The organism is Acidicapsa acidisoli, assembly GCF_025685625.1.
Lineage (GTDB): Bacteria > Acidobacteriota > Terriglobia > Terriglobales > Acidobacteriaceae > Acidicapsa > Acidicapsa acidisoli.
The window spans coordinates 184148-206450 of sequence record NZ_JAGSYI010000005.1; the positions used below are offsets into that span (position 1 = coordinate 184148).

Annotated in this window: 13 protein-coding genes and 1 tRNA gene; 5 read left to right on the forward strand and 9 right to left on the reverse strand. The window is 56.0% G+C overall.

Translation table 11 applies throughout. The features are described from left to right. The first annotated feature begins 280 nt into the window (after positions 1–280). The 3 genes from OHL23_RS25880 to OHL23_RS25890 all read left to right on the forward strand — a co-directional run bounded on the left by OHL23_RS25880 (position 281) and on the right by OHL23_RS25890 (position 6172). Positions 281–1624: a tetratricopeptide repeat protein gene (locus OHL23_RS25880; RefSeq protein WP_263354944.1), complete on the forward strand. Its 1344-nt coding sequence runs from the start codon at positions 281–283 to the stop codon at positions 1622–1624. A gap of 223 nt (positions 1625–1847) precedes the next feature. Then, complete coding sequence (locus tag OHL23_RS25885) at positions 1848–3647, forward strand: CRTAC1 family protein (RefSeq protein WP_263355061.1); 1800 nt, start codon at positions 1848–1850, stop codon at positions 3645–3647. 41 nt (positions 3648–3688) lie between these two features. Beyond that, positions 3689–6172 carry an alpha/beta hydrolase family protein gene (locus tag OHL23_RS25890; protein ID WP_263354945.1) on the forward strand — a complete coding sequence of 828 codons (2484 nt, stop codon included), beginning with the start codon at positions 3689–3691 and terminating at the stop codon, positions 6170–6172. A 126-nt stretch (positions 6173–6298) separates the two neighbouring features. Here the strand turns inward: OHL23_RS25890 and OHL23_RS25895 are convergent, their stop codons facing one another. From OHL23_RS25895 to OHL23_RS25910, 4 genes are all read right to left on the reverse strand, one after another. Further along, the gene (locus OHL23_RS25895) at positions 6299–7627 is read right to left on the reverse strand and encodes a Gfo/Idh/MocA family protein (protein WP_263354946.1); all 1329 of its coding nucleotides are present in this window, start codon (positions 7625–7627) and stop codon (positions 6299–6301) included. Between the two features lie 746 nt (positions 7628–8373). Continuing rightward, positions 8374–9636 (reverse strand): lactonase family protein, encoded by a 1263-nt coding sequence (locus tag OHL23_RS25900; protein WP_263354947.1) that lies wholly within the window; start codon positions 9634–9636, stop codon positions 8374–8376. Positions 9637–9653: 17 nt separating this feature from the next. After that, positions 9654–10283, reverse strand: a complete 630-nt coding sequence (locus tag OHL23_RS25905; RefSeq protein WP_263354948.1) for an HAD family hydrolase — start codon at positions 10281–10283, stop codon at positions 9654–9656. Positions 10284–10371: 88 nt separating this feature from the next. Further along, positions 10372–11640, reverse strand: coding sequence for a lactate racemase domain-containing protein (locus OHL23_RS25910; RefSeq protein ID WP_263354949.1), 1269 nt, complete (start codon positions 11638–11640; stop codon positions 10372–10374). 263 nt (positions 11641–11903) lie between these two features. Between OHL23_RS25910 and OHL23_RS25915 the strand changes: the two genes are divergently transcribed. Further along, positions 11904–13094, forward strand: coding sequence for a Gfo/Idh/MocA family protein (locus OHL23_RS25915; protein WP_263354950.1), 1191 nt, complete (start codon positions 11904–11906; stop codon positions 13092–13094). 92 nt (positions 13095–13186) lie between these two features. Here OHL23_RS25915 and OHL23_RS25920 read toward each other — a convergent pair whose 3' ends face one another. After that, positions 13187–14809 carry a carboxylesterase/lipase family protein gene (locus OHL23_RS25920; RefSeq protein WP_263354951.1) on the reverse strand — a complete coding sequence of 541 codons (1623 nt, stop codon included), beginning with the start codon at positions 14807–14809 and terminating at the stop codon, positions 13187–13189. Between the two features lie 322 nt (positions 14810–15131). Here OHL23_RS25920 and OHL23_RS25925 point away from each other — a divergent pair. Beyond that, positions 15132–15216: transfer RNA gene (locus OHL23_RS25925), tRNA-Leu, on the forward strand. A 76-nt stretch (positions 15217–15292) separates the two neighbouring features. Here OHL23_RS25925 and OHL23_RS25930 read toward each other — a convergent pair. The 4 genes from OHL23_RS25930 to OHL23_RS25945 are packed head-to-tail and all read right to left on the reverse strand — an operon-like array spanning position 15293 to position 22221. Next, entirely contained in the window at positions 15293–18439 is a 3147-nt protein-coding gene (locus OHL23_RS25930; protein ID WP_263354952.1) for an efflux RND transporter permease subunit, read from the reverse strand. After that, positions 18436–19740, reverse strand: coding sequence for an efflux RND transporter periplasmic adaptor subunit (locus OHL23_RS25935; protein WP_263354953.1), 1305 nt, complete (start codon positions 19738–19740; stop codon positions 18436–18438). The genes OHL23_RS25930 and OHL23_RS25935 overlap by 4 nt, the downstream gene beginning before the upstream one ends. A gap of 2 nt (positions 19741–19742) precedes the next feature. Further along, entirely contained in the window at positions 19743–21119 is a 1377-nt protein-coding gene (locus OHL23_RS25940; RefSeq protein WP_263354954.1) for a TolC family protein, read from the reverse strand. A 58-nt stretch (positions 21120–21177) separates the two neighbouring features. Then, positions 21178–22221 carry a YncE family protein gene (locus tag OHL23_RS25945; protein WP_263354955.1) on the reverse strand — a complete coding sequence of 348 codons (1044 nt, stop codon included), beginning with the start codon at positions 22219–22221 and terminating at the stop codon, positions 21178–21180. Positions 22222–22303: the final 82 nt, after the last annotated feature.

Sequence of the window (22303 nt, forward strand, 5' to 3'; positions counted from 1 at the left end):
TGGCTGCTATCCCAAACCAGATTCCGGTCATCGATTGCGCGCGTCAAGCGCTCTCGGATGAGATTCGATAAAAAACGCTTGAATCGAAAGCAGTACCGGATTATTGTGTCCCACAGATGTCCATCTCAGGTTTTTGCCGGGCGTTTGGGACAAAAAGACAACATAGAGAGCTGCCCCCACTGGACAACTGGGGTTCATTCGCAGCTTACCTTGAGCGTTTCATTGAGATTTTTTCCTTAAAGCGGTGCAGCCGTCCCCTGGAGTTCGCCAGGAGCTATCCTTGCTAACTAACAAAATGAGTTATAAGACCTATAACAGCTCGCAGCTGATCTCCCGATCATGTCGGACGGACGGTAGCCGAGCTTTAAAACTGCGCTGCAGGTTTCGCTTTCTCCTGGCATTTTTTCTCGTCCAGGGAATTCTGCTCCCCATCTTCGCCGCTATGCTAGAGAGCGAAGCTTCGGCCGCCACACCTTTACGAACACCTCTACTCGCGGCAGACGCCGGACAAACTCCTGATCAGACCGGAGCTAACCCTGCGGTCTTCTTTCATCAAGGCAAGGAAGCCCTCCAAGACGGCAAACTGGCGCTCGCAGAAGAGGACTTCCAAAGGGTCATCGCCCTGGACCCACAATCGAGTGGTGCCCATGTCAATCTGGCCGTCTCCTACATGCGCGAGAAGCGATGGGATAGCGCCCTGGCCGAACTGAAGAAGGCTGACGTGCTTTCTCCAAATGAACCTGGGATCCAATTAAACATTGGGCTTGCTTACTATAGAAAAAACGACTTTGCGTCAGCGATCGAGCCGTTCTCCGCGATCCTGCAGCGGACGCCGGACTCGCTTCAGGCAAGGTACCTCCTCGGACTTTGCTACTTTTTTACGAGCAGATATAAAGAAGCCTCTGAAACTCTTGCGCCACTGTGGCCAACTGAGTCGCATAACCTGAACTATCTATATGTGATCAGCATAGCGGCCAGTAAGTCAGACAACCCCGCCCTGCAACAACAGTCTTTCAATCAGATGCTTGCCATTGGCCAAGATAAGCCAGAGTTTCATTTGTATGTCGGCAAGGCATGGCTGGCGGAAGATAACACTATCAAAGCACTTGAAGAGTTCAAAGCTGCTGCGGCTGCGCAGCCAGATCTTCCCTTAGTGCACTACTTTCTTGGGCGTACCTATCTTGAACAGCACGCCGATCAACTGGCCGAGACAGAATTGCAAAAAGATACATTACTCAATCCAGACTTCGCCTACGACTACGAAGATTTGGGTGTCTTGTATGCACGGCTGAATCAAACTGACAAAGCCGAACATAGCTTCCGCCAAGCGATCGAGCTCGATAAGACGCTCGTGAATTCCTACATCGGCCTGGCCAAGCTATACCGGCGATCCTCCCGTTTCCGGGAGGCGCTGGAGATGTTGGATCACGCCGTAGCCCTGGCGTCGCAGAGCGCCAGCGTGCATTATCTAAGGGCACAGGTGTTGACGCATCTAGGTGACACCGTAAATGCACAACTGGAATTTGATACTTCGGCAAAGTTACTCAAGTCGTTCAACGACCAAGTGCAACAGAACCTGTCAGGCGATCGAACAGCAGATGCACAGCATGCCGCGCAGCAATAGAAATCGATGACGCAACCCGTTCAAACGAATTTGGCGCCTCTGCTCACGATCCCATAGCTCATTGAACAAGCCAGAATTGCACCATGGAAACGTCTTTCTTTTCCTCTATGTTCTAACTGGAGTGTGCCGGTTGTCGGATTGCATAATCGCTCTTTTTCTAGCAGGGTTCCTTCTGCCTATCGCCTCGCCGGCTCAAGCCACCCCGGCTCACGAACAGTCGGCAATGGGGATGGGTGGGGCGAGCACCGGAGGAGTGTATGAGGCCGTTCACGATTCCCAGAACCGTCCTATCACTGCGGGAGGTTTCGTAAAAGAAGGTCCGGTCGTGTTTGTCGACCGCACGCATCAAGCTGGTCTTGATGTCTGGAGTCATCGTGTAGGCACCGCCGAGAAGAAGTTCATTATTGAGATGAACGGCTCCGGGGTCGGCCTGATTGACTACGATAACGACGGATGGCTCGATATCTATCTGGTCAACGGCTCTACATATGATGCTCTAAGTGGCAAGACCACGCCTCCGCACGCCGCTCTCTTCCACAACAACCACGACGGCACCTTCAGCGACGTCGCGGAGAAGGCTGGAGTAACCAACGACCGCTGGGGTTTTGGCGTTGCCATCGGCGATTACAACAACGACGGATGGCCTGACATCTTCGTCAGCAACTATGGCAAGAACCGTCTCTATCGCAACAACCACGACGGCACGTTTACTGATGTCGCTGCACACGCAGGCGTTGAGTTGGGAAATTGGTCCACTGGAGCCACCTTCGGCGACTACGACGGAGATGGGCGCCTCGACCTTTTTGTTGCGGGCTACGTTCACTACGATATGAACAATCAGCCAACACAGGGTTCGGCAGGCGTCGCTTCTGCCAGTTGCCAATTTCGCGGTGTCACCGTTGAGTGCGGACCCCGCGGTCTTCCCGGGGAGCACGATCACCTATTCCACAACAACGGCGACGGTACTTTCACCGACGTCAGCGTCAAGGCGGGAGTCAGCGATCCCAATGGCTACTACGGATTCACCGCTGTCTTCGTTGATCTGAACGGCGATGGCAAGTTAGATCTGGCTGTAGCGGACGACTCGACACCCAATTATCTCTATCTCAATAGAGGCGACGGCACCTTCAAGGACAATAGCTATGTCTCCGGCTTTGCTCTGAATGGCGATGGCCGTGAGATCGCCGGTATGGGACTCGGCGTCGGTGATTACGAGAACGACGGCCTTCTCGACCTTGTCGTGACTGATTTTTCCGACGACTACAAAGTTCTCTATCACAACGATGGCAATGCCACCTTCAGCGACGTCAGCTATGACGTCGGCGTCGCACAGGATAGCATCCCATTCCTCGGCTGGGGCGTAGGCTTCCTTGATTATGACAACGATGGATGGAAAGACATCATGATGGTGAACGGCCATATATATCCGCAGGTCGATCACTCTGACTGGGGCACCAGCTTTGCACAACGGCCGTTGCTTTATCACAACCTGAAAGGTAAGAAGTTCCTGCTTATCCCGGCTGTCGAAGGCACTGGGCTGGCAGAAACCATGCCCGGGCGCGGAGCAGCCTTCGGCGATCTCTTCAACAACGGCAAGATCGACGTCGTCATCAATGTGATCGACCATCATCCCGTTCTGCTCGGCAACGTGAGCGACGACAGCCATCACTGGATAGAGATGAAACTCATCGGCGGCCCCAGGAGTCCTCGGGATGCTATAGGCGCCACCGTTTATCTGAACGCAAATGGCATGCGCCAACGCGAAGATGTCCTTAGCGGCGGTAGTTACCTGTCCTCCAACGATCAGCGCGTGCATTTCGGTCTCGGCAACGCAACCACGGTCGATGCGGTCGAGATTCACTGGCCTAGCGGCGGCGTCGAGAAGCTAAACATTTCCTCTGTCGACCGCATCTTCACAATCGAAGAGGGCAACGGAGTTACAAGCGAGCTCTGCGTCGCATGCAAAGTCGGTACAGTCGCTTCCCCGCACGCCCAGATGAAGTCCGCAACACGGAAGATGTAATTGAACATTCTATAAGTCGAACAGATGGAGATGGCTTTCTCATGACACAAAAGAATGTCGAATTTACTAGAAGAGATTTCCTCACGCAGGCCGCCGCACTCTCAGCTGCAACATCGATGTTAGGGATCGAACACATCGCCTCTGCGCAATCTGCGGCTGGAGCGCTCGATGCAGAATCGAGGCGGCGCGCGGATCTCGCGACATTCCTCAAGATATTTCCCCCCACCAGCACGCCCCAGACCGGGCGCATCAACGCCTATGACAAAACCTGGGAGGACTGGGTGCGGCGTACCGGTGAGCTTCCTCCGGACTTTGCATCCATGCCGTCCATCCCCTATCTCCCCGATCCGCTCATCTTTACAGAGAACGGCCGGCAGATCGCAGTGACCAATGAAGTTCTGTGGAATCGCCAGAAGCAATGGATCCGCGCGCAAATGGAACAGTGGGTCTTCGGCAAGATGCCACCGTCGCCCGACAACCTCCGCGCAGTCGTTACCGCAACTCGGCGCGAAGGTACAACCACCGTACGCGACATCCGGCTCGAATTCGGCCCCGATCATCACGCCACGCTACGTCTGCAGTTGATCATTCCAGACGGCAAAGGCCCGTTCCCTGTATTCCTGACCAACCACAGCAGAAAGTTTCCCTGGCTCTACACCGCCGTGCGGCGGGGCTATATCGGCTGCTACTACGCCGCCAATGATCCGGCTTATGGCGGTGGAGACAGCGACGATTCCGACCGGTACATTGAGATTTATCCGGAGTACGACTTTTCCTGTATCGCACGCTGGGCGTGGTCGGCTTCACGCGCCGTAGACTACCTCCTCACCTTGTCCGAAGTCGATACGAACAAGATAGCCTTGGCCGGACACTCGCGGCATGGAAAACAATCGTTGCTGGCAGCTGCATTTGACGAACGGATCTCAGCGCTGATCCTCTCAAGCGGCAATACCGGCGAGTCCGATCCCTGGCGATACACCACAGATATCTTCGCCAACGAAAGCCTCGAGAGAATCACAGGGGTCTTCCCCCACTGGTTTCACCCTCGGCTGCGATTCTTCGCTGGCCGCGAAGATAAGCTCCCCGTCGACCAAAACATGTTAGCGGCGTTGGTCGCGCCGCGCGGACTCCTGATGTATTCCGGCTACGCCGAATCGGAGGGCAATCCCTTCGGCTACGAACAGGCATATCGCTCTATACGACGCGTCTACAGCCTCCTTGGACACGAAGATAAGCTATGTCTCAATCTCCGGGATGGGGAACATCCAACCGCAGTCTCGGACCTCGAACAATACCTCGATTTCCTGGATTCGATCTTCAATCAAAAACGCCGCCCGGAATTCGACACCTGGATCTTGGGCTACACCTTCGAAGGCTGGCAGCAGATCTCGCAGGAAAAGATCGATCCTCTCTCTTACCCGAAAAGAACGGTCGGCGATTTTCTAAGTCAGGCAGACGGTCGTCCGATCAGCTCGGTTGCGCAGTGGCAAGAAAAAAGAAAATCCATCATCCAGAAGATTTCACGCCTGCTGGGCGAAGCACCACCACGAGTAACCTTTGAAGCGCAGCGGAATCTACCCGAGCGCAGCCTGGCGCGCAACGGCACTTCCGAGGGTTGGCTGGCAACACTCTACAACAGGCCCATTGACGATCAGAGTTCGGAGCCGCGATTCAAGCCGGAAGGGATGGGTGTAGCTGGTCTTCCCTTCGGAGATGGCTTGATGGGCGAGCTCTTCTACCCCATGAACTCGGATCAAAAACCACAGTCCGGTAAGTGGCCCGTGGTCATCTGGCTGCATCCCTACAGCTATCAGAACGGATGGTCGGCCTGGAGGCCTTGGGCTTCAGGAGGATCAATCTACGATCAAGACTCCAGGCCGTCGTTCCAGTTGCTGGTGAAAAGAGGTTTCGCCGTATTCGCCTTCGATCAGGTTGGCTTCGGAGCACGCATCCATGAGGCCAGGCGATTCTATGACCGCTATCCGCGCTGGTCGATGCTGGGCAACATGATCGAAGACACACGCGCGGCGGTCGAAGCGCTCTCCAGTCTGGAAGAAATCGACTCCCCGCGAATCTTCCTGCTTGGCTACGCACTGGGCGCCAAAGTTGGCTTATTGACCACGGCCTTCGACGAACGCGTGCGAGGCATGGCAGCGATCTGCGGTGTCGATCCATTGCGGCTCGACACGCCAGACAAAGGCACGGAGGGTATCCGGCAGTACTCGCATCTTCATGGATTGCTGCCACGCCTCGGCTTCTTCGTGGATCACCCGGACCGTCTTCCCTTTGACTTCGATGAAGTCCTGGCATCGGTTGCGCCCAAACCGGCGTTAGTGGTCGCACCCACACTCGACCGTTATGCCCGCCTTGCAGATGTGCAGCGCGAGATCGAGGCATCGCAGAAGATATATGCTCTGCTTGGTCATCCCGAATCTCTGAAATTCGAAACGCCAGTCGACATCAACCGCTTTGCCCACCGCACTCAGGAGAGCGTATTCGACTGGCTCGCTCAGCAAGTAAGGTGAGGACTATAGTCGAACGATGGCCGCTCCCGCGGAGTTATGCTCCTGCCACCGGGAACGACCATCGTTCGTAAGACTTAATACAGTTTACTGGCGACAATGCTAAGACCGATTATCGCCCCGCCTATTTTAGAGATGAGGTGCCCAGCCCTTCTCGTATTCGCGCCCCCACATCTTCATGGCTTGCGGATCATGAAGAATCTTCCCGTCTTGCTGATCTAGCTGCAAGACACGGTTCAGCTCCCACGAAATGTTGGACAGTAGCATCATGGTCACCGCTTTATTGCCTTCCGAGATAGGCGCGTGCAGTTTCTCTCCTGTGCGAATCGCCGCGATAAGGTTCGCAAAGTGGGCATCCGTTGCGATGTCCCCTTCGAGCTTGTTATAGAAGGGAATAGAATCATCAAGCTTGAACACGCCGGTCCGGTTGCCCTTGAGATCAAAGACTTCATAACCATCGCCGCCATCGCCATAGATCAGCACCGAGCCGGTGGTGCCCATCACGACCAGCCCCGCATCGCGATCGAGATACTTCATTCCGTTGCAGGATCGGCTCTCCCAGGTGATCATCTTGTCGCCGTAATCGAAGTTGACGGCCAGACTGTCATAAAACTGCTGATCGTCTTTCATCTGATATCTTCCGCCTGTCGCCACAACGCTCTGCGGAAAGTCGACTCCGAGCGCCCAACGGGAGAGATCGATATTATGCGTGCCGTTGTTACCAGCCTCGCCTGTGCCCCAGTGCTTGAACCAGTGCCAGTTATAAGGATGAATATTATCTTTATATTGCCGTCGCGGCGCAGGTCCCTGCCACAGATCCCAATCGAGCTGCGGCGGTACGGGTGCATCTTTCCCGAAGCCGATTCCTTTTCTCGTGTTCGTATACCAGGCTTTGACAAAGTAAGGCCTGCCGATCAGGCCGTTGTGTATCTTGTCGATGGCCTCGATGGTATGCGTGCACGATCGCTGCTGCGTGCCCTGCTGCACGTGTTTTTGATATTTCTGTTGCGCCTGCACCAGCAATGCTCCCTCGGCAGGGTTGTGAGCGCATGGCTTCTCAACATACACGTGCTTGCCTGCTTGCAGCGCGGCAATCGCCAACGGAGCGTGCCAGTGGTCTGGAGTCGCAATGGTAACGGCGTCCAAATCCTTCTGCTGAAAGAGATGCCGAAAATCCTTTTCAGTGGCAGGCGCATAGCCCAATTGCTGTTCTGCAATGCCCGCAAACTTTGACAGGTTATTGCTGTCCACATCGCATACATACGAGACACGCGCGGCATCCTTGTTTGCCTTGAGCCCTGCAAGATGAGCATAGCCGCGCCAACGAAGGCCGATAATTGCAAAGTTGAGACGATCGTTGGAGCCGATGATCTGACCATAACTTTTCGCGGTCGCGCTTATAGCCAAGCCCGCCGCCCCTACCGCTGCTGTGTTTAGAAATTCACGTCTATTAACCATTTTCTCCCCATCTACCCGATAGAATTCGGCTCCGCGAGAAACCGCCACATATGCTGCTACTTGAGAAATTGCAATAATCGCACCACTTGCCTTCATAGCGCTTATAGCGATAGCGCCCTATAGTTAGCCGCCTGATTAGCTGGAGATTGGCAGGCACAGACTGACAGCAGGAACTCTAAGAGCCGTTGTTTGTATTCCGCACACCAGCGCCTCAGGCACGCCCGACGACATGAAGCGATGACCGGAGAAATAGGGAACCTTCGGTGGTAAAAGCTCCTCGATTAACATCCGTATGAATTCCTATTCGTAGCGAGATGATTTCCTGCCCGATCCAATCACGGCTTCAACAAAACCTAATGTTGGAAAAATATTCAGTCATTGAGGCGGCAATGTCAAGAAATTTTACGAGAAATAAGGAAATTTTCCTCATTATCCACTGAGAATATTTTCGTCAATCGAGCTGCTTCCATCCAGCTCCATTAATCGTAGATGCGCGGTCTCCTGCCCGCGCTCCGCCAGCAGCTAGAGACGATGTGATCATAGTTCAGGCAGAACGAGAGAAATTTTGCGGCCACGGATGGGGTTGAAAAGAAGTGAAGCTGGCGAAACAGGACAAGACATGGCGCGCAGCGGTAATGCAGCCAAATCACGGCTGCGCGATCGTCTTCAGCCACCTCACCCGGTCAGGAATTACACCAGCGCACCACTTACAAAAAATTTGCACCGAATGGGAGCAACAAGTCTTGCTAGCCTGCAAATACTATGCAGGTCGGGCTACCAATGGCTGTGTACTGTCCGGTAAAGATCGGCATACCCGTCTTGCGGTCGATACGAAAGCAAGTGATGTCATCGCTGCGCTGGTTACACGCATAGAGAAACGTCCCGCTCGGATCAATACTCAGATGCCGTGGATAATCGCCCTCCGTCGAAGCCTCCCCCACATAAGTCAGCCTGCCGTTCGGATTCAACGAGAAAACAGCAATCGTATCGTGAAGCCGATTCGCTGCATATAAAAAGCGTCCGTCAGGCGAAAGCAGGATCTCTGAGGTAAAACTAGTTCCACTAAAATGTGCCGGCAGAGTCGAAATCGTCTGTTGGGGCACAAGAGATCCCGTCGCGGGATCAAAATCGAAAAACACCACATTGGAAGCTTCTTCCTGAAGAGAGTAGAGCCATTTGCCGTTCCGATGAAATACAAAATGGCGAGGACCATCTCCACTTGGAAGTGAAATGAACGGCGGATTTCCAACTGCATTCAATCTACCGGTGGCAGGATCGAGGCTATGGACGTAGATGCGGTCCTGTCCGAGATCGGTATGCAACACAAAGCGGTTGCCAGGGTCGGATTGGATCATGTGGGCATGGGGTTTATCGTGACCGCTGATCGCAAAGCTGCCCGGAGGCGCGTTCAATGCTCGTGTGCTTCCTACGAAGCCTTTGTCTTGTTCGACATAGACCGCTGGCCCAAGTTCTCCGGATGCCAATATTGGCACAACGACCACGCTTCCGCCATTGTAATTCGCGACAAAAACGTACTTTCCGGACGCATCGACACTCAGATGAGCAGGCCCCGCTCCCTCCGAACTTACGCGGTTCAGGAGTCGAAGATCACCGGTTGCGGAGTCGACTGCATAGGCACTTACTGATCCGCCTCGGCCTTCGTAATCCGCAATTTCATTGACCGAATACATGCGCCGTCCTGACGGATCAAGAGCAAGCCAGGAAGGATTACGCGCTTCCGCGGCCAGTTTGACCAGGGTCAATTCACCGCTGATCGAATCCATTTCGAAGAGGTAAATACCCTTGCCATTGCCCGCTCCGCCATCGACCGGGCTGTTATACGTTCCGGCGTAGGCGAGCCGCTTTCGATTGCTTTTACCTTGGGAAAGTGCATGGATTGGTCCGAGTGCTGCGTAGCCTGCAGCCAAAGCCGTTCCGGATTTCAGCAATTCGCGACGAGAGAATCCGCTTCGCGAGCCAGCGTGGTGTTGCATGTTCTGAAGCGTCATCTTGTGAATCTCCCCCATCAGCTCCTACCCAGAGCTTTTTGAACGGTTTCTGGCAGATTCGCTGGGGCAAGCACACGAATCACCTTGAATCCTGCGGCCGTCGCGCTTTCCATTCCGGCATCGGAGTCTTCAAAAACAAGCCCGGCTGATACTCCAAGCTTCTCCCGAATGCGAAGGTACGGCTCAGGATGGGGTTTGTGTTGGCTTACTTCATCGCCATACACCGTGGCCTGAAAGTGTTTCACCACGCCTGCAGCATGCAGCACGGGTTCCACAGCGGATCGACTCGAACTCGTAACTAGTCCCAACCGAAAGGGCGAGAGGGATTCCAGCAGCTTGACCGTAGGCTCACCAATAAGAGACCCCTGTGCACACAAGCTCGGGATCATATCTCTGCGGTGTCGCAGTTGATCCCGCAGTGTTGAATGCAGTGTTGGGTTGGATACTACCTGCGGAAGCCTCGTCAGCATATGCCCGTCGGTTACGCCGCGTCCGATCCGGCAGTATTCTTCCCAACTGAGTTCGATTTCGTGTGGGAGAAGCAGTTCCCGCCAGGCCATCCAATGCAGCGGCTCGGTATCCGCCAGGACACCATCAAAGTCAAAAATCAGGGACTCCGGGATTAAAGGCTCAGATTGCGAATACATGCTCACTCTCAGTTGCGCGTCTTGCCGCGCAGGATGGTCCTGAATTGATTGGATCATTTAGCGGGGATGACGCAAATTTCCGTTCCGCTCAAAGCCTGCCACGATACGCCCACAGGCCCAAGCCTGGATCTGCAATGAAAAAGATATCTTCGCCGTCGACCTGGTTATAGCCTTGATGGAGCTTCTGCGGGTCGTAACGCTTGAGCATTGTATTGAGATCGCCATATCCAAAACCAACACTCTCGATCTCTTCTTTACTCAGTTGCCCTGGGCACCAGGTAATTCTGAACCGTCCTTCGGAACAGCCGTGAATGAGGTGCGCGGCTGCGCTCAGGTCGCTGGCGAGATCGGCATTGGCGGCCACCGCTTCGAGCGTCGCCTCGGTCCCGCGATAGCCGTACTTGCGAATCAATCCGTCAATCCCCTTGTCTTCGCCAAACTCTTTCACTCCCGGCGCGAGGATGATTAATTCAGCGTTGTCTGCCAGAGCCATACGTGTACGGTATACAGCTTTATTTCCAATCCAGGTGCTATGAAACTCACGTGGATTGAGATATACAACAGCCTTTTGGATAGGCGCATCCAGTGATTCGAAGTTCACTTGAAGACTTAGCTCGGCAGCTCGCTGATAACACTCGATGTCATCGCCGATGAACAGGCCGCGCACTGCAAATCCACCTTCCGCCCTGCGTCCAATGACGGTCAGGACGTAAATGATCGGCAAATGGCTCAGGAACTCGTCGGATGCACGATTGAGGACGTTGCGGACCGGATTTGCGGACCGGCCCATGATTCGCTCCATGCCATAAACCGCGCCCAGATAGTGGCTTCGGTTGATGCTCTCGCGGCCGCCTGCGCCAACAAGCAGGTTCTTGTTGTAATTCGCCATGCCGGTGACCTCATGCGGTACGACTTGGCCGATGGAGAGGATGAGGTCGAAATCCCCTCGCGAGATAAGCCGGTTGACCTGCGCCGGCCACGGAAAGTTCAGCTTCCCCTCCGATTGCTGATGGATGAACTCCGCCGGCACCTCGCCGAGCGTCTCGACATCGGTTCGCCAATTGTGAACGCGAAAGAGATCTTCCGGCACCTCTGGAAACATATCTGCGATCTGTGCCGGTCGCATGGCCGTATGCGTGCCGAGCGCGGGAAGAACTGCCTTAAGCCGGTCGCCATAGTATTTCCAGGCATAGCTTGTCAGTTCGCCCGCGTGGGAGTGCGCGCGGCTTTGATCCGGGGGCACGACAAGGACAGACTTTCGCGCTCCCAGTTGCGTAAGGCTCTGCGTGAGCAGATCATTCAATTGATGCGAAGATAAATCGGTTTCAACACCGCCAATGGCGCAGTAGAGGCTCATACTGTTAACTCAACTCTCGTCTTGCCGTTGGTCCTGACGGACAATACATTATCGACCATGACAAGGAGCCGCCTCAAACGCGACAGAATTGTCTTAAGTCTCCGATTGGAGCATGAAGTCGACTTCATTTCGATCTCTGTATGCAAGGCTATTTTTCCCGCCATATCGATACCCTCTACTGTACCCGATGCCGCAGGCTTTCCTGTTTACGACGACTATTTTAGACTCAAAACGCTGGCAAATACTTGGAATGGAGTCTATGGATGGCAGAACCAATACGGGTTGGGATTGTTGGAGCACAATTTGCAGCGAGGTTTCATTGGGAAGGTCTCAGCCGGGTGTATAAGGTTCCCATCCAGCTTGTCGGAGTCACTTCAAGATCTGCGGCATCGCGGGAAAAATTCGCACAGGACAAAGGCGTTCGCGCATTCGACACCTTCGAGCAACTTTGCGATGCAGTCGATGTCGTGGACATTTGCAGTCCGCCTTCTTCGCATGAACCACTCGCAGTTCAGGCGCTGGAGCGGGGAAAGCATGTGATCGTAGAGAAGCCCTTCACCGGTTATTATGGCGCCGATATAAGCGGCTTTTGCGGTAATACATTTCCTAAAGAAGAGATGCTTCGGGAAGCCGTTGCCAGTTGCAATCGAATTCTCACAGCAGCAAAGGCAAGCGGAAAAACCGTGTGCTATGCCGAGAACTGGATATACGCCCCGGCTATTCAGAAGGAACGGGAAATCCTCGTCAAGAGCGGTGGCCAGATTTTGTGGATCATCGGTGAGGAATCCCATAGCGGATCGCACTCGCCGTACTATGGGTCCTGGAAATCGTCGGGAGGTGGATCGCTGGTTGGGAAGGGATGCCACCCGTTGAGCGCTGCGCTCTATCTGAAGCGTGTCGAAGGAGAAGCCAGAAATGGAGTTCCGATTCGGCCGGTGACAGCAAGCGCCAGAACACACGAGATCACACGGCTAAAGGACTTTCGAGATGAGGGCTTCCTGCGGACCTCTTACGAGGATGTCGAAGACTTTGTACAGATTCACATCAAGTTCTCGGACGGCACAGTGGCGGATATATTTTCCACGGAGCTGGTTCTCGGCGGTGTCCATAACTGGCTGGAGGTCGTCAGCAATAATCACCGCACGCGTTGCAATCTGAGCCCGGTCAACGCGCTCGAAACCTTCAATCCGAAAGAGGACTTATTTCGGGATGTTTATGTTTCGGAGAAGATTGGAACGAAACAGGGTTGGAGCAATCCCTCCGCAGATGAGAACTGGCATCACGGATACGTGCATGAGTTCCAGGACTTTATGGAAAGCATTCAGGATAGACGTAAGCCCCTGTCCACGATAGAGCTGGCACGGGACACCGTTGCTGCGCTTTACACCGGATATTTATCCGCTGAGCGCGGGGGAATTGAAGTCGATATACCGGCCGCGTCGGAAGATTTATAAGCGTCGATACAAGACGTCTCGCATGCGAATTCACACTGGCTGCGCTCAACTCATCGCAGCCAGCGCACTGTCAGCATTCGGAGCCTTGAAAATCAGCGCGGAAGTTTTTGCAATCTTGACGTCAGATGCTGCTGAAACACTGCGAAATTTTGCGTTCGCGGAACATGCTCCGGTTCTATCCTCTGACCAAGTTCCTGGCAAAGGCCGTCCGGATGCCAGGCAGGCCACGCCGGCAAGCCTGGACCGTTGGGATTTCCAGTCTTTATGAACTGCGCCCAGTATCCGACAATGGCATTCGATAACATCGTGTCATACGATCTGGACTTCCAACTCGTCCAGTATTTTCTGCTCAGAAACATACTCTCTTCGCTATGAAAGGCTCCGAGCCCGGTAAATTCATCGGTGCCCACATAAGTGAAATGGTACAGAAAAGCGTTCTGTCCAATTCTGGCAGTATCGTTGGAGAGCAGCCACGCTCCAAAGCCAAAGTCAAAATCAGAATCCATGATTTCGAAGACCTGACGAGTCTCGCCGTCTGAGCGAGCCGGATACTGGGCAAAGACCTCATCGGCATCGGAGCCAAAACGGTTGTGCAGCCATTGGCGATAAGCAGCAATCGTACTTGGCCGCCAGGACTTGCCTCCGACAATCGGACTTGCGAAAATCGAGACTTCGTCCTCGTTGCTGCCCACCAACACCGGAATGCCGGCCTCCCTTCCCTCTGCAAAAAGGATGGCGGGCTGCTGCGGAAGCACCCATCCGTCAACCACTGGTTCAAGATCAATATCCGGAGCATCCATCGCGACCTGAAGAATGCGTGCCGCGGGTATCGCGCGCAAAGCTTGCAAAGCTCCTGGTCCGGGTGGAACTCCCAGATCTTTCGCCAATCGCTCGCCGTTGATCTCCGCCTCCTGGGCGTTGGGATAGACGGAATCGACGCAAACGCCGCTTTGAAGAATCGCGCGCTCGAACAACCCCGCGGAGAGCGGCGAAGCCATCAGATTACATACATCAAGCGCGCCGGAAGACTGGCCGCCGATCGTTACCTGATCCGGATCGCCTCCAAAGCGCGCGATATTCTGACGCACCCAGCGCAAGGCTGCCACCTGATCCAGGTGCCCGTAGTTCCCGGATACATGATGGTCTGACTCAGCAGCAAGCAATCGGTCGGCCAGAAAGCCAAACACGCCCAATCGATAATTGAAACTGACGACAACCACTCCTTGCTCTGCAAGGGTCTGTCCCAGTGGCGGCCACTCTCCGTCCCCTTCAACATTTCCGCCTCCGTGGACCCAGACAAAGACTGGAAGCTTCGCGTTCTGATGCAATTCAGGTGTCCACACATTCAGATAGAGGCAAGCTTCGTCAATCGGCATCTTCTGCACACCGAGCATTTCAGGCAGCCACGGGCTGGGCAATTGCGGGCACGCGGAGCCGTATTGAGACGCAGTGCGGATACCATGCCAGGGCACAGGCGGTTGCGGCGCCTTCCAGCGCAATGAGCCCACTGGTTGGGCTGCAAAAGGAATGCCCAGAAAAACGCCCCCTCCCGGAAGAGCCGGATCTCGCATCCCCTCCAGCATGCCGCTGGCGATTCTCACGCGTGGCGGTTGTATCTGTGCTCCTGCTGAAACCAAAGAACCAAGGCCCATCATTCCGACGATAATTAGAGTGTGCCCCATCATCCGCATCCGCCCATGATAAAGAAACGGCACGGTTGGAGTTCCACCCATCGAGAAGGTCTGGCCGCGCCCTAAGCTATAAACTGAGAATGAGCATTGAGAATGCCGCAGCGGATGCCGGGCTGGTGAACTACACATGGCATTGAGAGCCGATGTCGGACATTCGGACTGTCGCTCCACTCATGCGTCACAGTACAATTCAGATGACGATGCAATATGCCCACCTGGCGCCGGAACATAATCAAGCGGCAATAGACCGGCTAGTAGCACCGTCCAACGGAATGGCCACTAAGTCGGACACCGAGCAAAACGGCAAGGAACGAAAAGTCGCTTAACCTGTTGACAATAAAGGCTTGCGGAAGTGGCGAAATTGGCAGACGCACCAGACTTAGGATCTGGCGGGGTAACCCATAGGGGTTCAAGTCCCCTCTTCCGCACCAACTCGTTGCATATTTATTCCAGACAGGCCCATGACCCCGGGTCAGGTTTCCGCGTCTCCGCGAATGAAGCGTCCTTCTACCAGACTTCCTGGGACTGTGTGTGTTTACGCGTGAGGAGGTAGTAGAGGACCGGCGTCACGATCAGCGACAAGACGACTGAGACAAGGATGCCTCCTGTTACGGCAATCGCCAGCGGCTGCAGCATCTGCGAACCCGAGCCGAGGGCAAAGGCGAGCGGGAGCATACCGCATATCGCGGCGACCGCGGTCATTACGATAGGGCGCAGACGGCGTTGCGCTGCCTGCAACATGGCCTGACGGGGCTCTACACCATCCCTGCGAAGCTTTTCGTCTGCGTCGAGCAGAAGAATGCCGTTCTTGGCGACGATGCCGATGACCATGATAAGCCCCATAAAGCTGGCGACGTTGAAGCTGGTCTGCGTAATGAGCAGGGCCAGCACCACTCCTGAGATAGAGAGCACGGAGCTGGTGAGGATAGCGACCGGCGCGGAGAAGTTGCGGAACTCTACAAGGAGAACGCCGAAAACCAGCACCAGTGCGAGGATCAGCACGCGCAACAGGTCGTGGAAGGACTTTTGCTGCTCTTCGTAGGTGCCGCCGTACTCCACGCGCACATTGGAGGGCAGATGCAGTCCTTCGACAGTTGATCGAACCCTGGCCATCGCAGTGCCGAGATCTGAGCCTTCGAGACGGCCCGTCACGAGTATTTGTTGCTGTAGATTCTCACGGCGAATTTCATTCTGCGGTGGGAGTTGGGTGATCTGTGCGATCGAGCCCAGCGATGCGGTATGTCCACTGCTTGAGTTGAAGACGGTGTTCTCAATCGCTGCGAGCGACGAGCGGTTTTCCTCAGGCAGGCGAATGCGAACCGTGTATGGCCGTCCGTTTACGATCATCGGCTCCGTGGTTGGTAGGCCGTCCAGGATCGCGGTCGAGTCTTCCGCAACCTCCTGCGGCGTGAAGCCAAATCGAGCTGCGAGCACAGGACTGATTTGAAAGCTGGTCGCTGGACCGCTGACGGTATTATCGATGCCATTCTGCGTATCGACTACGCCCGGGATCTTGCCAATTGCGTCCTGCACCTTGGGGCCAAGCTGGTTGAGCAGCGACTGGTCATTGCAGAAGAGCTTGATTTGAATTGGCTCAGGCGCGTTGGAAAGATCGCCGATCATGTCCTGAAGGACCTGCGTGAACTCGACATCAAGCTCCGGCTCAGTCTTTTTGATCTCGTCACGAACATCCGCCATGACATCATCAATGGCACGGGACCGTTTGCTTTTGAGCCTGACGGTGAAGTCGCCGTAATTGGCTTCTGTCACAGCGGCAAGGCCCATTTGCAGGCCGGTGCGGCGCGAGGTGATTTCGACCTCAGGCGTATCCTGGAGAATCTTTTCGACGTGCGCCAGGACACGATTGGTCTCGGTGAGGGAGCTGCCCGAGGGCATGATGTAGTCGAGGATGAAGCCGCCTTCGTCCATCTCTGGCAACAGGTCGGAGCCGAGCGCGGTATAGCCGAAATAGCCTCCGATGATGAGAACTAGGCAGGCGACTCCGAGGATGACCGGGCGAGCGAGAGCCCAGTCGAGAACACGGGCATGAATCGCCAAAACCCGCGCCATGAATTTGCCGGAGTGTTTGTGCTCCACTGGAGCTATTCCTTCGTGCGTTGCCTCCGTGTCTGCATCCTTTACCTTGCCGCGCAGCAGAACCAGCGACAATGCCGGGGTCCAGGTCAGTGCGAGAAGCAGTGATGTCAGCAGCGCGGCGGTCATAGTGACAGCGAGGGCCCGGAAGAAGCTGCCGGTGACGCCGGTGACAGCGATGAGGGGAAGGAAGACCACGACCGGCGTAATCGTGGAACCAATCAGTGGGGTGGTGATCTCGGTGAGCGCGCTGCGCACGGCAGCTACGCGCGACTGGCCGCTGTCGCGATGAACGACGATGTTCTCGACGACCACGATGGCGTCGTCGATGACCAGACCGATGGCTGCGGCCAGGCCGCCAAGAGTCATAAGATTGAACGACTGCCCGATCAGCCACAGAAAGAGAATCGTGACTGCCACTGTGACTGGAATGACCAGTCCTGCGACCAATGAGGAGCGCCAGTCATGCAGGAAGAGAAAGAGGATGACGCAGGCGAGGATCAGCCCAATGAAGATGGCGTCGCGAACGCTCGCGATGGATTCGCGGACGAGTTGCGACTGATCGTAGAAGGGTTCGAGATGGACTCCGGGCGGCAACTGATGCCGAAGACTCACGACCTCGGCGGCAACGGCATCGGCAACCTGCACGGTATTGGATGAAATCTGCCGAGCGATGTTGATAAGCACCGCCTGTTTACCGTTGGAGGTAACGCTGGTGTAGACAGGCATGGTTGATGGCTCGACCGTTGCGACATCCGCAACACGGATCGGCGCGCCTGCTGGCGTGGTCTTAATAACGAGGTTGGCCAGTTCTTCGGCAGAGTGTGCCTGCGCCCCGATGAGGCCGAGAATCAACTCGTGGTTGGCTTCGTACAAACCGGGTGAATCAATGATGTTTGCGGACTGGACTCCGTTAACCAGATCGAGGAGCGTGACACCGGAGGCCTGCAAACGCGCGAGGTCGGGGATGATGTGAAACTCCGGCACCTTGCCGCCCTGTACCACGACAGTACTGACACCTTCGACTCGATTGAGCGGCGGCTTCAGATCGTAGGTCGCGATCTCCCAAAGACGGGTCTGCGAAACAGTCGCGGGGCCCCGGTCGTCCGCCGTCAACGCGTATCCGAGGATGGGGAAAGTGGCAAAAGTCAGCCGGTTGGTGGTGATGCGCGCCGTGGCAGGCAGCGTCTGCTGCACCTTGGAGAGCGCCGCATCGGCAAGCTGCAAGGTGTGGAACATGTCCACATTCCAGTCAAAGAAGAGGCTGATTTCAGCCGAACCTCGGCTGGTCGTGCTGCGCACTGTTCGAAGGCCGGGCACGGAGTTGACCGCGTCTTCGATCGGTTTGGTAATCGTGACCTGCATCTGCTCGACAGGCATCACACCGTTGTCGACACCGATAACGACGCGCGGAAAATTGGTGTCGGGAAAGACCGAGATGGGCACCTGCGTGGCCGCGTAGACGCCAGCCAGTGTGAGCGCGATCAGGAAGAAGAAGATCGGCGTTGAGAGTCGTGCGAGCCAGAAGGGTTTTTCCGGGGCAACAGGCGGCAGATTCACTTGTCGTCTCCATGGCTTCCGGCTTCCGGCTTGTCGTCACCGCCTGCGTCGGCCGCGCCGATTTTCACCTTGGTTCCATCATCGAGACCGTAAGCGCCCGTGGTGATAACGGTGTCCTTTGCCGTGATACCGGAGAGAATCTGCACATCCTTTGCGGTCTGAATTCCGATCGTGACGGGATGCTTGTGCGCGGTTCCGTCGGCGGCGATTGCCATCACGAATTTGCTGCCGTCGGAAGCGGTCTGCAACGCCTCAGGCGGTAAGAGGAGTGCATTGCTGGCGGTTCGTCCCGTGATCGAAGCGTGTACCGGCGTACCGGCTTTGAGGACGTTCTTAGGATTCCCCACGCGCAGCCAGACTTCAATAGTCGTGCTGCCCGGGTCGAGAGCTGGACTGATCAGCGAGACCTTCGCGTCAACAGGATCATCGATTCCGGGAACACTGATGGTTGCTGGAGATCCAACGGAGAGTTGCTGAGCCTGCATCTGCGCGATGTGGAGCTTGGCGATGAGCGCCGAAGTATCCATGACTGTGATGAGCGGCGTTCCGGCAGGCGCGGTTTCACCCGCAAAGAGCGGACGATCCGTGACCACGCCGTCGATGGGGCTGTGAATCTCGGTATAGCTGAGTTGGGCCTGAGCGCCGAGGTATTTGCCTTTGGCGGAATCAAGCTGCCCCTTCGCGGACTCAAGCGAAGCCTTGTTGCTCGTTTTCTGCACCGCCTCAAAATGCTGCTTAGCGATATCGTATGCGGCCTGCGCCTGAACCAATGCAGCCTTTGCCGTATCGAGATCGCGCCCCGGAATCGCGCCTTGCGCAAAGAGCTGGGTGCGAGCGGTGACGATGCTCTGGTTGAGTTCGAGATTGGCCTTGGCCTGTGTCAGATCGAGTTGCGCCTTGGAATAGTCCTCGGGAACGGTGGCCTGCGTGGCCGTATCGTACCCGGCTTTGGCCGCAGTGTAAGCGCCTTCGTTGTCGAGCGCCGCTGCGGAGAGATCGCTGTTTTCGAGGGTCGCGAGCAGTTCGCCTGCTTTGACCCGCGCGCCGCGCTGCACGTAGAACTTGCTAACTGGCGCGGTGACCTTGGGTGAGATTGCGGCCTGCGCCAACGGGTTCAGCGTGGCGTCGGCAGTAATCAGCTCGGAGATGTTTCCCAGATGCGGCTCTGCGGCCTGCACCGTCACTTCCGGAGTTGGCGCCGTCTCCGCCTTATGGCAGCCAATCGAAATGAGCGTCGCGCTGGCGCACAGTCCGCCGATAAGCACGCGATGGAATTGGGCAGAAAGTATTCTGGCTGGCATGATCACATCGTTCCCGTGAGTATCTGTAGATTGGCCAAGGCCGTTTGATAGCGGAGAATGCCGTCTTCGCGCGCACTTTCGGCGGCGACAAGCGAGTTTTGTGCATCGACCACTTCGAGCACGGTGCATTCTCCAGCGGAATAGCGCAGTCGGACAAGACGCAGGCTTTCGCGTGCTGTGGCCGCACTTTGATCGAGCGACTGAAGCTGATCGCGACTCACGGAAGCTTCGGCGTAGAACTCGTCCAACTGGGCGATCAGGCGGCGTTGCGTGGCGGTAAGCGTTACCTTGGCCGATTCGCGCATTGATGTCTTCTGCTTGATGCGGTCGTGCATGGCGAACCAGTCCCATACAGGAATATCAACAGTCGCAGTAGCGGAGTAACCCAGATTGCGCGTGCCATCGGGACCGTGCACGGCAAACTCCGGCGCGTCGATGCCGTAGTTGAAACTGAGCCCCAGATCTGGCAGGTAAGCAGCGCGAGCCGCAGTGACATCAAGGCTCGCCGCGTGCATTGAGGCCAGCGCACTCTTGAGTTCGGCATTGTTCTGCGCAGCGACTGCTTCTAGCTCTTCGCGAGTAGCCAACGGAGCGGGGCTGGCAAAATCCACGAGCTTGTAAGGGGTATGCGGATCGGGAAAAAGCAGCACCGCGAGATCCAGCCGAGCCTTATCGCTTTGCAGCTTCGCGTCGGCTAACTCTCGCGCGCGCTGTTGCTGTTGCAACTGCGCTTTGACCACGTCGGCATGCGCGGCCTCGCGTGCTGCCTCGCGGTATTGCGTAAGCTCGGTAAAGCTGTTTGCCTCATCGAGCGCACGCTGCGCAACAGCCATCTTGTGATCCGCAGCCAGCGCTCCGTAGTACAGACCAACCACCGTAACCACGAGGCCGCGCTTGGCGATTTCCAGTTCCGCCGACGCGACCGAAGCTGCAGCCGAAGCCTGGGCAACGGCTGTCACCTGCTGCACGCCAATTGTCTCTGTAACCACGCCCTGGCTGGTGTATTCGTGGACGCTGTTGTTGCCGATAAATCGCGGAACGCTGGTCGTCGCCGCAGTACTGGCGTTCGCCGATTGACTCGGACCATGCGCCGCCTGCGTGTACAGGTATTGGTTGTGATAGACCACGTTCGGTAACAACGCCGACCGTGACAGAGACTGATTCAGCATCGCGACCTTGTCAGCCGCCACGGCTGCGGCGAAGGTAGGCTCGTTGGATTTGGCGCGTGCAATCGCGTCCTCCAGGGTAATCGAGCCGGATTCGACATGCGTCTGCGTGGAAGCTTGCGGCGCCGAGACCTGCGTCTGCTGCGACACGCAAGGAACGGCAGCCAGCATCGCGAAGCATCCGGAGAGAATAATCGAGTGTACGTATCGCATATTTAAAAGTCCGGCTGGGCCGTGGTGTGCGACCTCGCCGGAGTAATTCCAATGCACGTTATTCACGACCTGCCACAATGACGGTGAAAGTGTCTGCAACGATGGACGGCCGCGGCCGCGGATTGGACGCAGTTGCAGCAGGACGAGGGCCAAACTGCGCGGTCACAACGTAGACCTTGCCGGTCGCAGCGTCAAGAGCCATCGTGCGCGCTCCAGCCTGGGTCGCAAGATTTTGTACAACCTTATAGCTGCTGTTACTGGCGTCGACCACTGTCAGAGTGCCATCACCATTGGAGGAATAGGCAAGCTTGGTTTTGGGATCGTAACCTGCGGCATCCGGGCCATCGCCGATAGCCGGCGTCGCGATGACCTTACCGGTATTTGCATCGACGACGGCCATCTTCTTTTCATCGCAGACAGCAAACAGCCGGCGCCCTGCGCGGTCAATCGCCAGACCGGAAGGCGATTCGCAGGGAGCAATCGACCACGTCGCGGTGACCTTCGGAGCTTTCGCGTCGAGGCGGACAATCGAGTTCTTGTCTTCAATATTGTCGAAGATTTCACCTTTGCCGTCGGCGACCGGAAACTCCGGCCTGCCTGGCAGCGGCACGGTTGCGATCACCTTTTGCGTCGCCGTGTCGATCACGGTAACATCCTTGCTGCGTCCGTTGAAGGCCCAAACCGTCTTGGTCACAGGCTCAAATGCAATGCCATCCGGATTGGTGCCAGCGGGAATCGACGCAACTTTCTGCAATGAGGCACGATCGAAGACCACAACTTCGTTGGCGCCGCCGTCACTGATGTAGCCATACTTGCCGGAATCGTCGAGCGCGACCCCATGGGTTCCCTTGAGCCCGGTGATCGCGCCAATCGACTTGCCCGAAGTGGAATCGAGCACCTCGACGCGGCCGCCATGGGTAATGTAAAGCCGATGCGCCGCAGAGTCAGCGGTGAGATAGTCCCAACCGCCTTCGCCGCCGACCTTCCACTTGTCCTGAACGGTGTAGGATTTCTGAGCCATGGCAGGCAGAGCGGCTGCGATCGTCAATGCCGAAAACAACCCAAGAGCGCCGAGGCTGCGAGTAACGAGCTTTGATGTCATACCTGTCTCCAGTGCAACGGGACGAGTGGATTCCCGTCTCAGTGTAATATTCCACGACTACCTTAAATAAGTCTGAAGAGTG

Excerpts from the sequence above, each read along its gene's own strand:
- OHL23_RS25890 (WP_263354945.1), top strand. The coding sequence starts at position 3,689 with ATGACACAAAAGAATGTCGAATTTACTAGAAGAGATTTCCTCACGCAG.
- OHL23_RS25885 (WP_263355061.1), top strand. The coding sequence starts at position 1,848 with ATGGGGATGGGTGGGGCGAGCACCGGAGGAGTGTATGAGGCCGTTCAC.
- OHL23_RS25935 (WP_263354953.1), bottom strand. The coding sequence starts at position 19,740 with ATGCCAGCCAGAATACTTTCTGCCCAATTCCATCGCGTGCTTATCGGC.
- OHL23_RS25940 (WP_263354954.1), bottom strand. The coding sequence starts at position 21,119 with ATGCGATACGTACACTCGATTATTCTCTCCGGATGCTTCGCGATGCTG.
- OHL23_RS25910 (WP_263354949.1), bottom strand. The coding sequence starts at position 11,640 with ATGAGCCTCTACTGCGCCATTGGCGGTGTTGAAACCGATTTATCTTCG.
- OHL23_RS25905 (WP_263354948.1), bottom strand. The coding sequence starts at position 10,283 with ATGTATTCGCAATCTGAGCCTTTAATCCCGGAGTCCCTGATTTTTGAC.
- OHL23_RS25900 (WP_263354947.1), bottom strand. The coding sequence starts at position 9,636 with ATGACGCTTCAGAACATGCAACACCACGCTGGCTCGCGAAGCGGATTC.
- OHL23_RS25945 (WP_263354955.1), bottom strand. The coding sequence starts at position 22,221 with ATGACATCAAAGCTCGTTACTCGCAGCCTCGGCGCTCTTGGGTTGTTT.
- OHL23_RS25895 (WP_263354946.1), bottom strand. The coding sequence starts at position 7,627 with ATGGTTAATAGACGTGAATTTCTAAACACAGCAGCGGTAGGGGCGGCG.
- OHL23_RS25915 (WP_263354950.1), top strand. The coding sequence starts at position 11,904 with ATGGCAGAACCAATACGGGTTGGGATTGTTGGAGCACAATTTGCAGCG.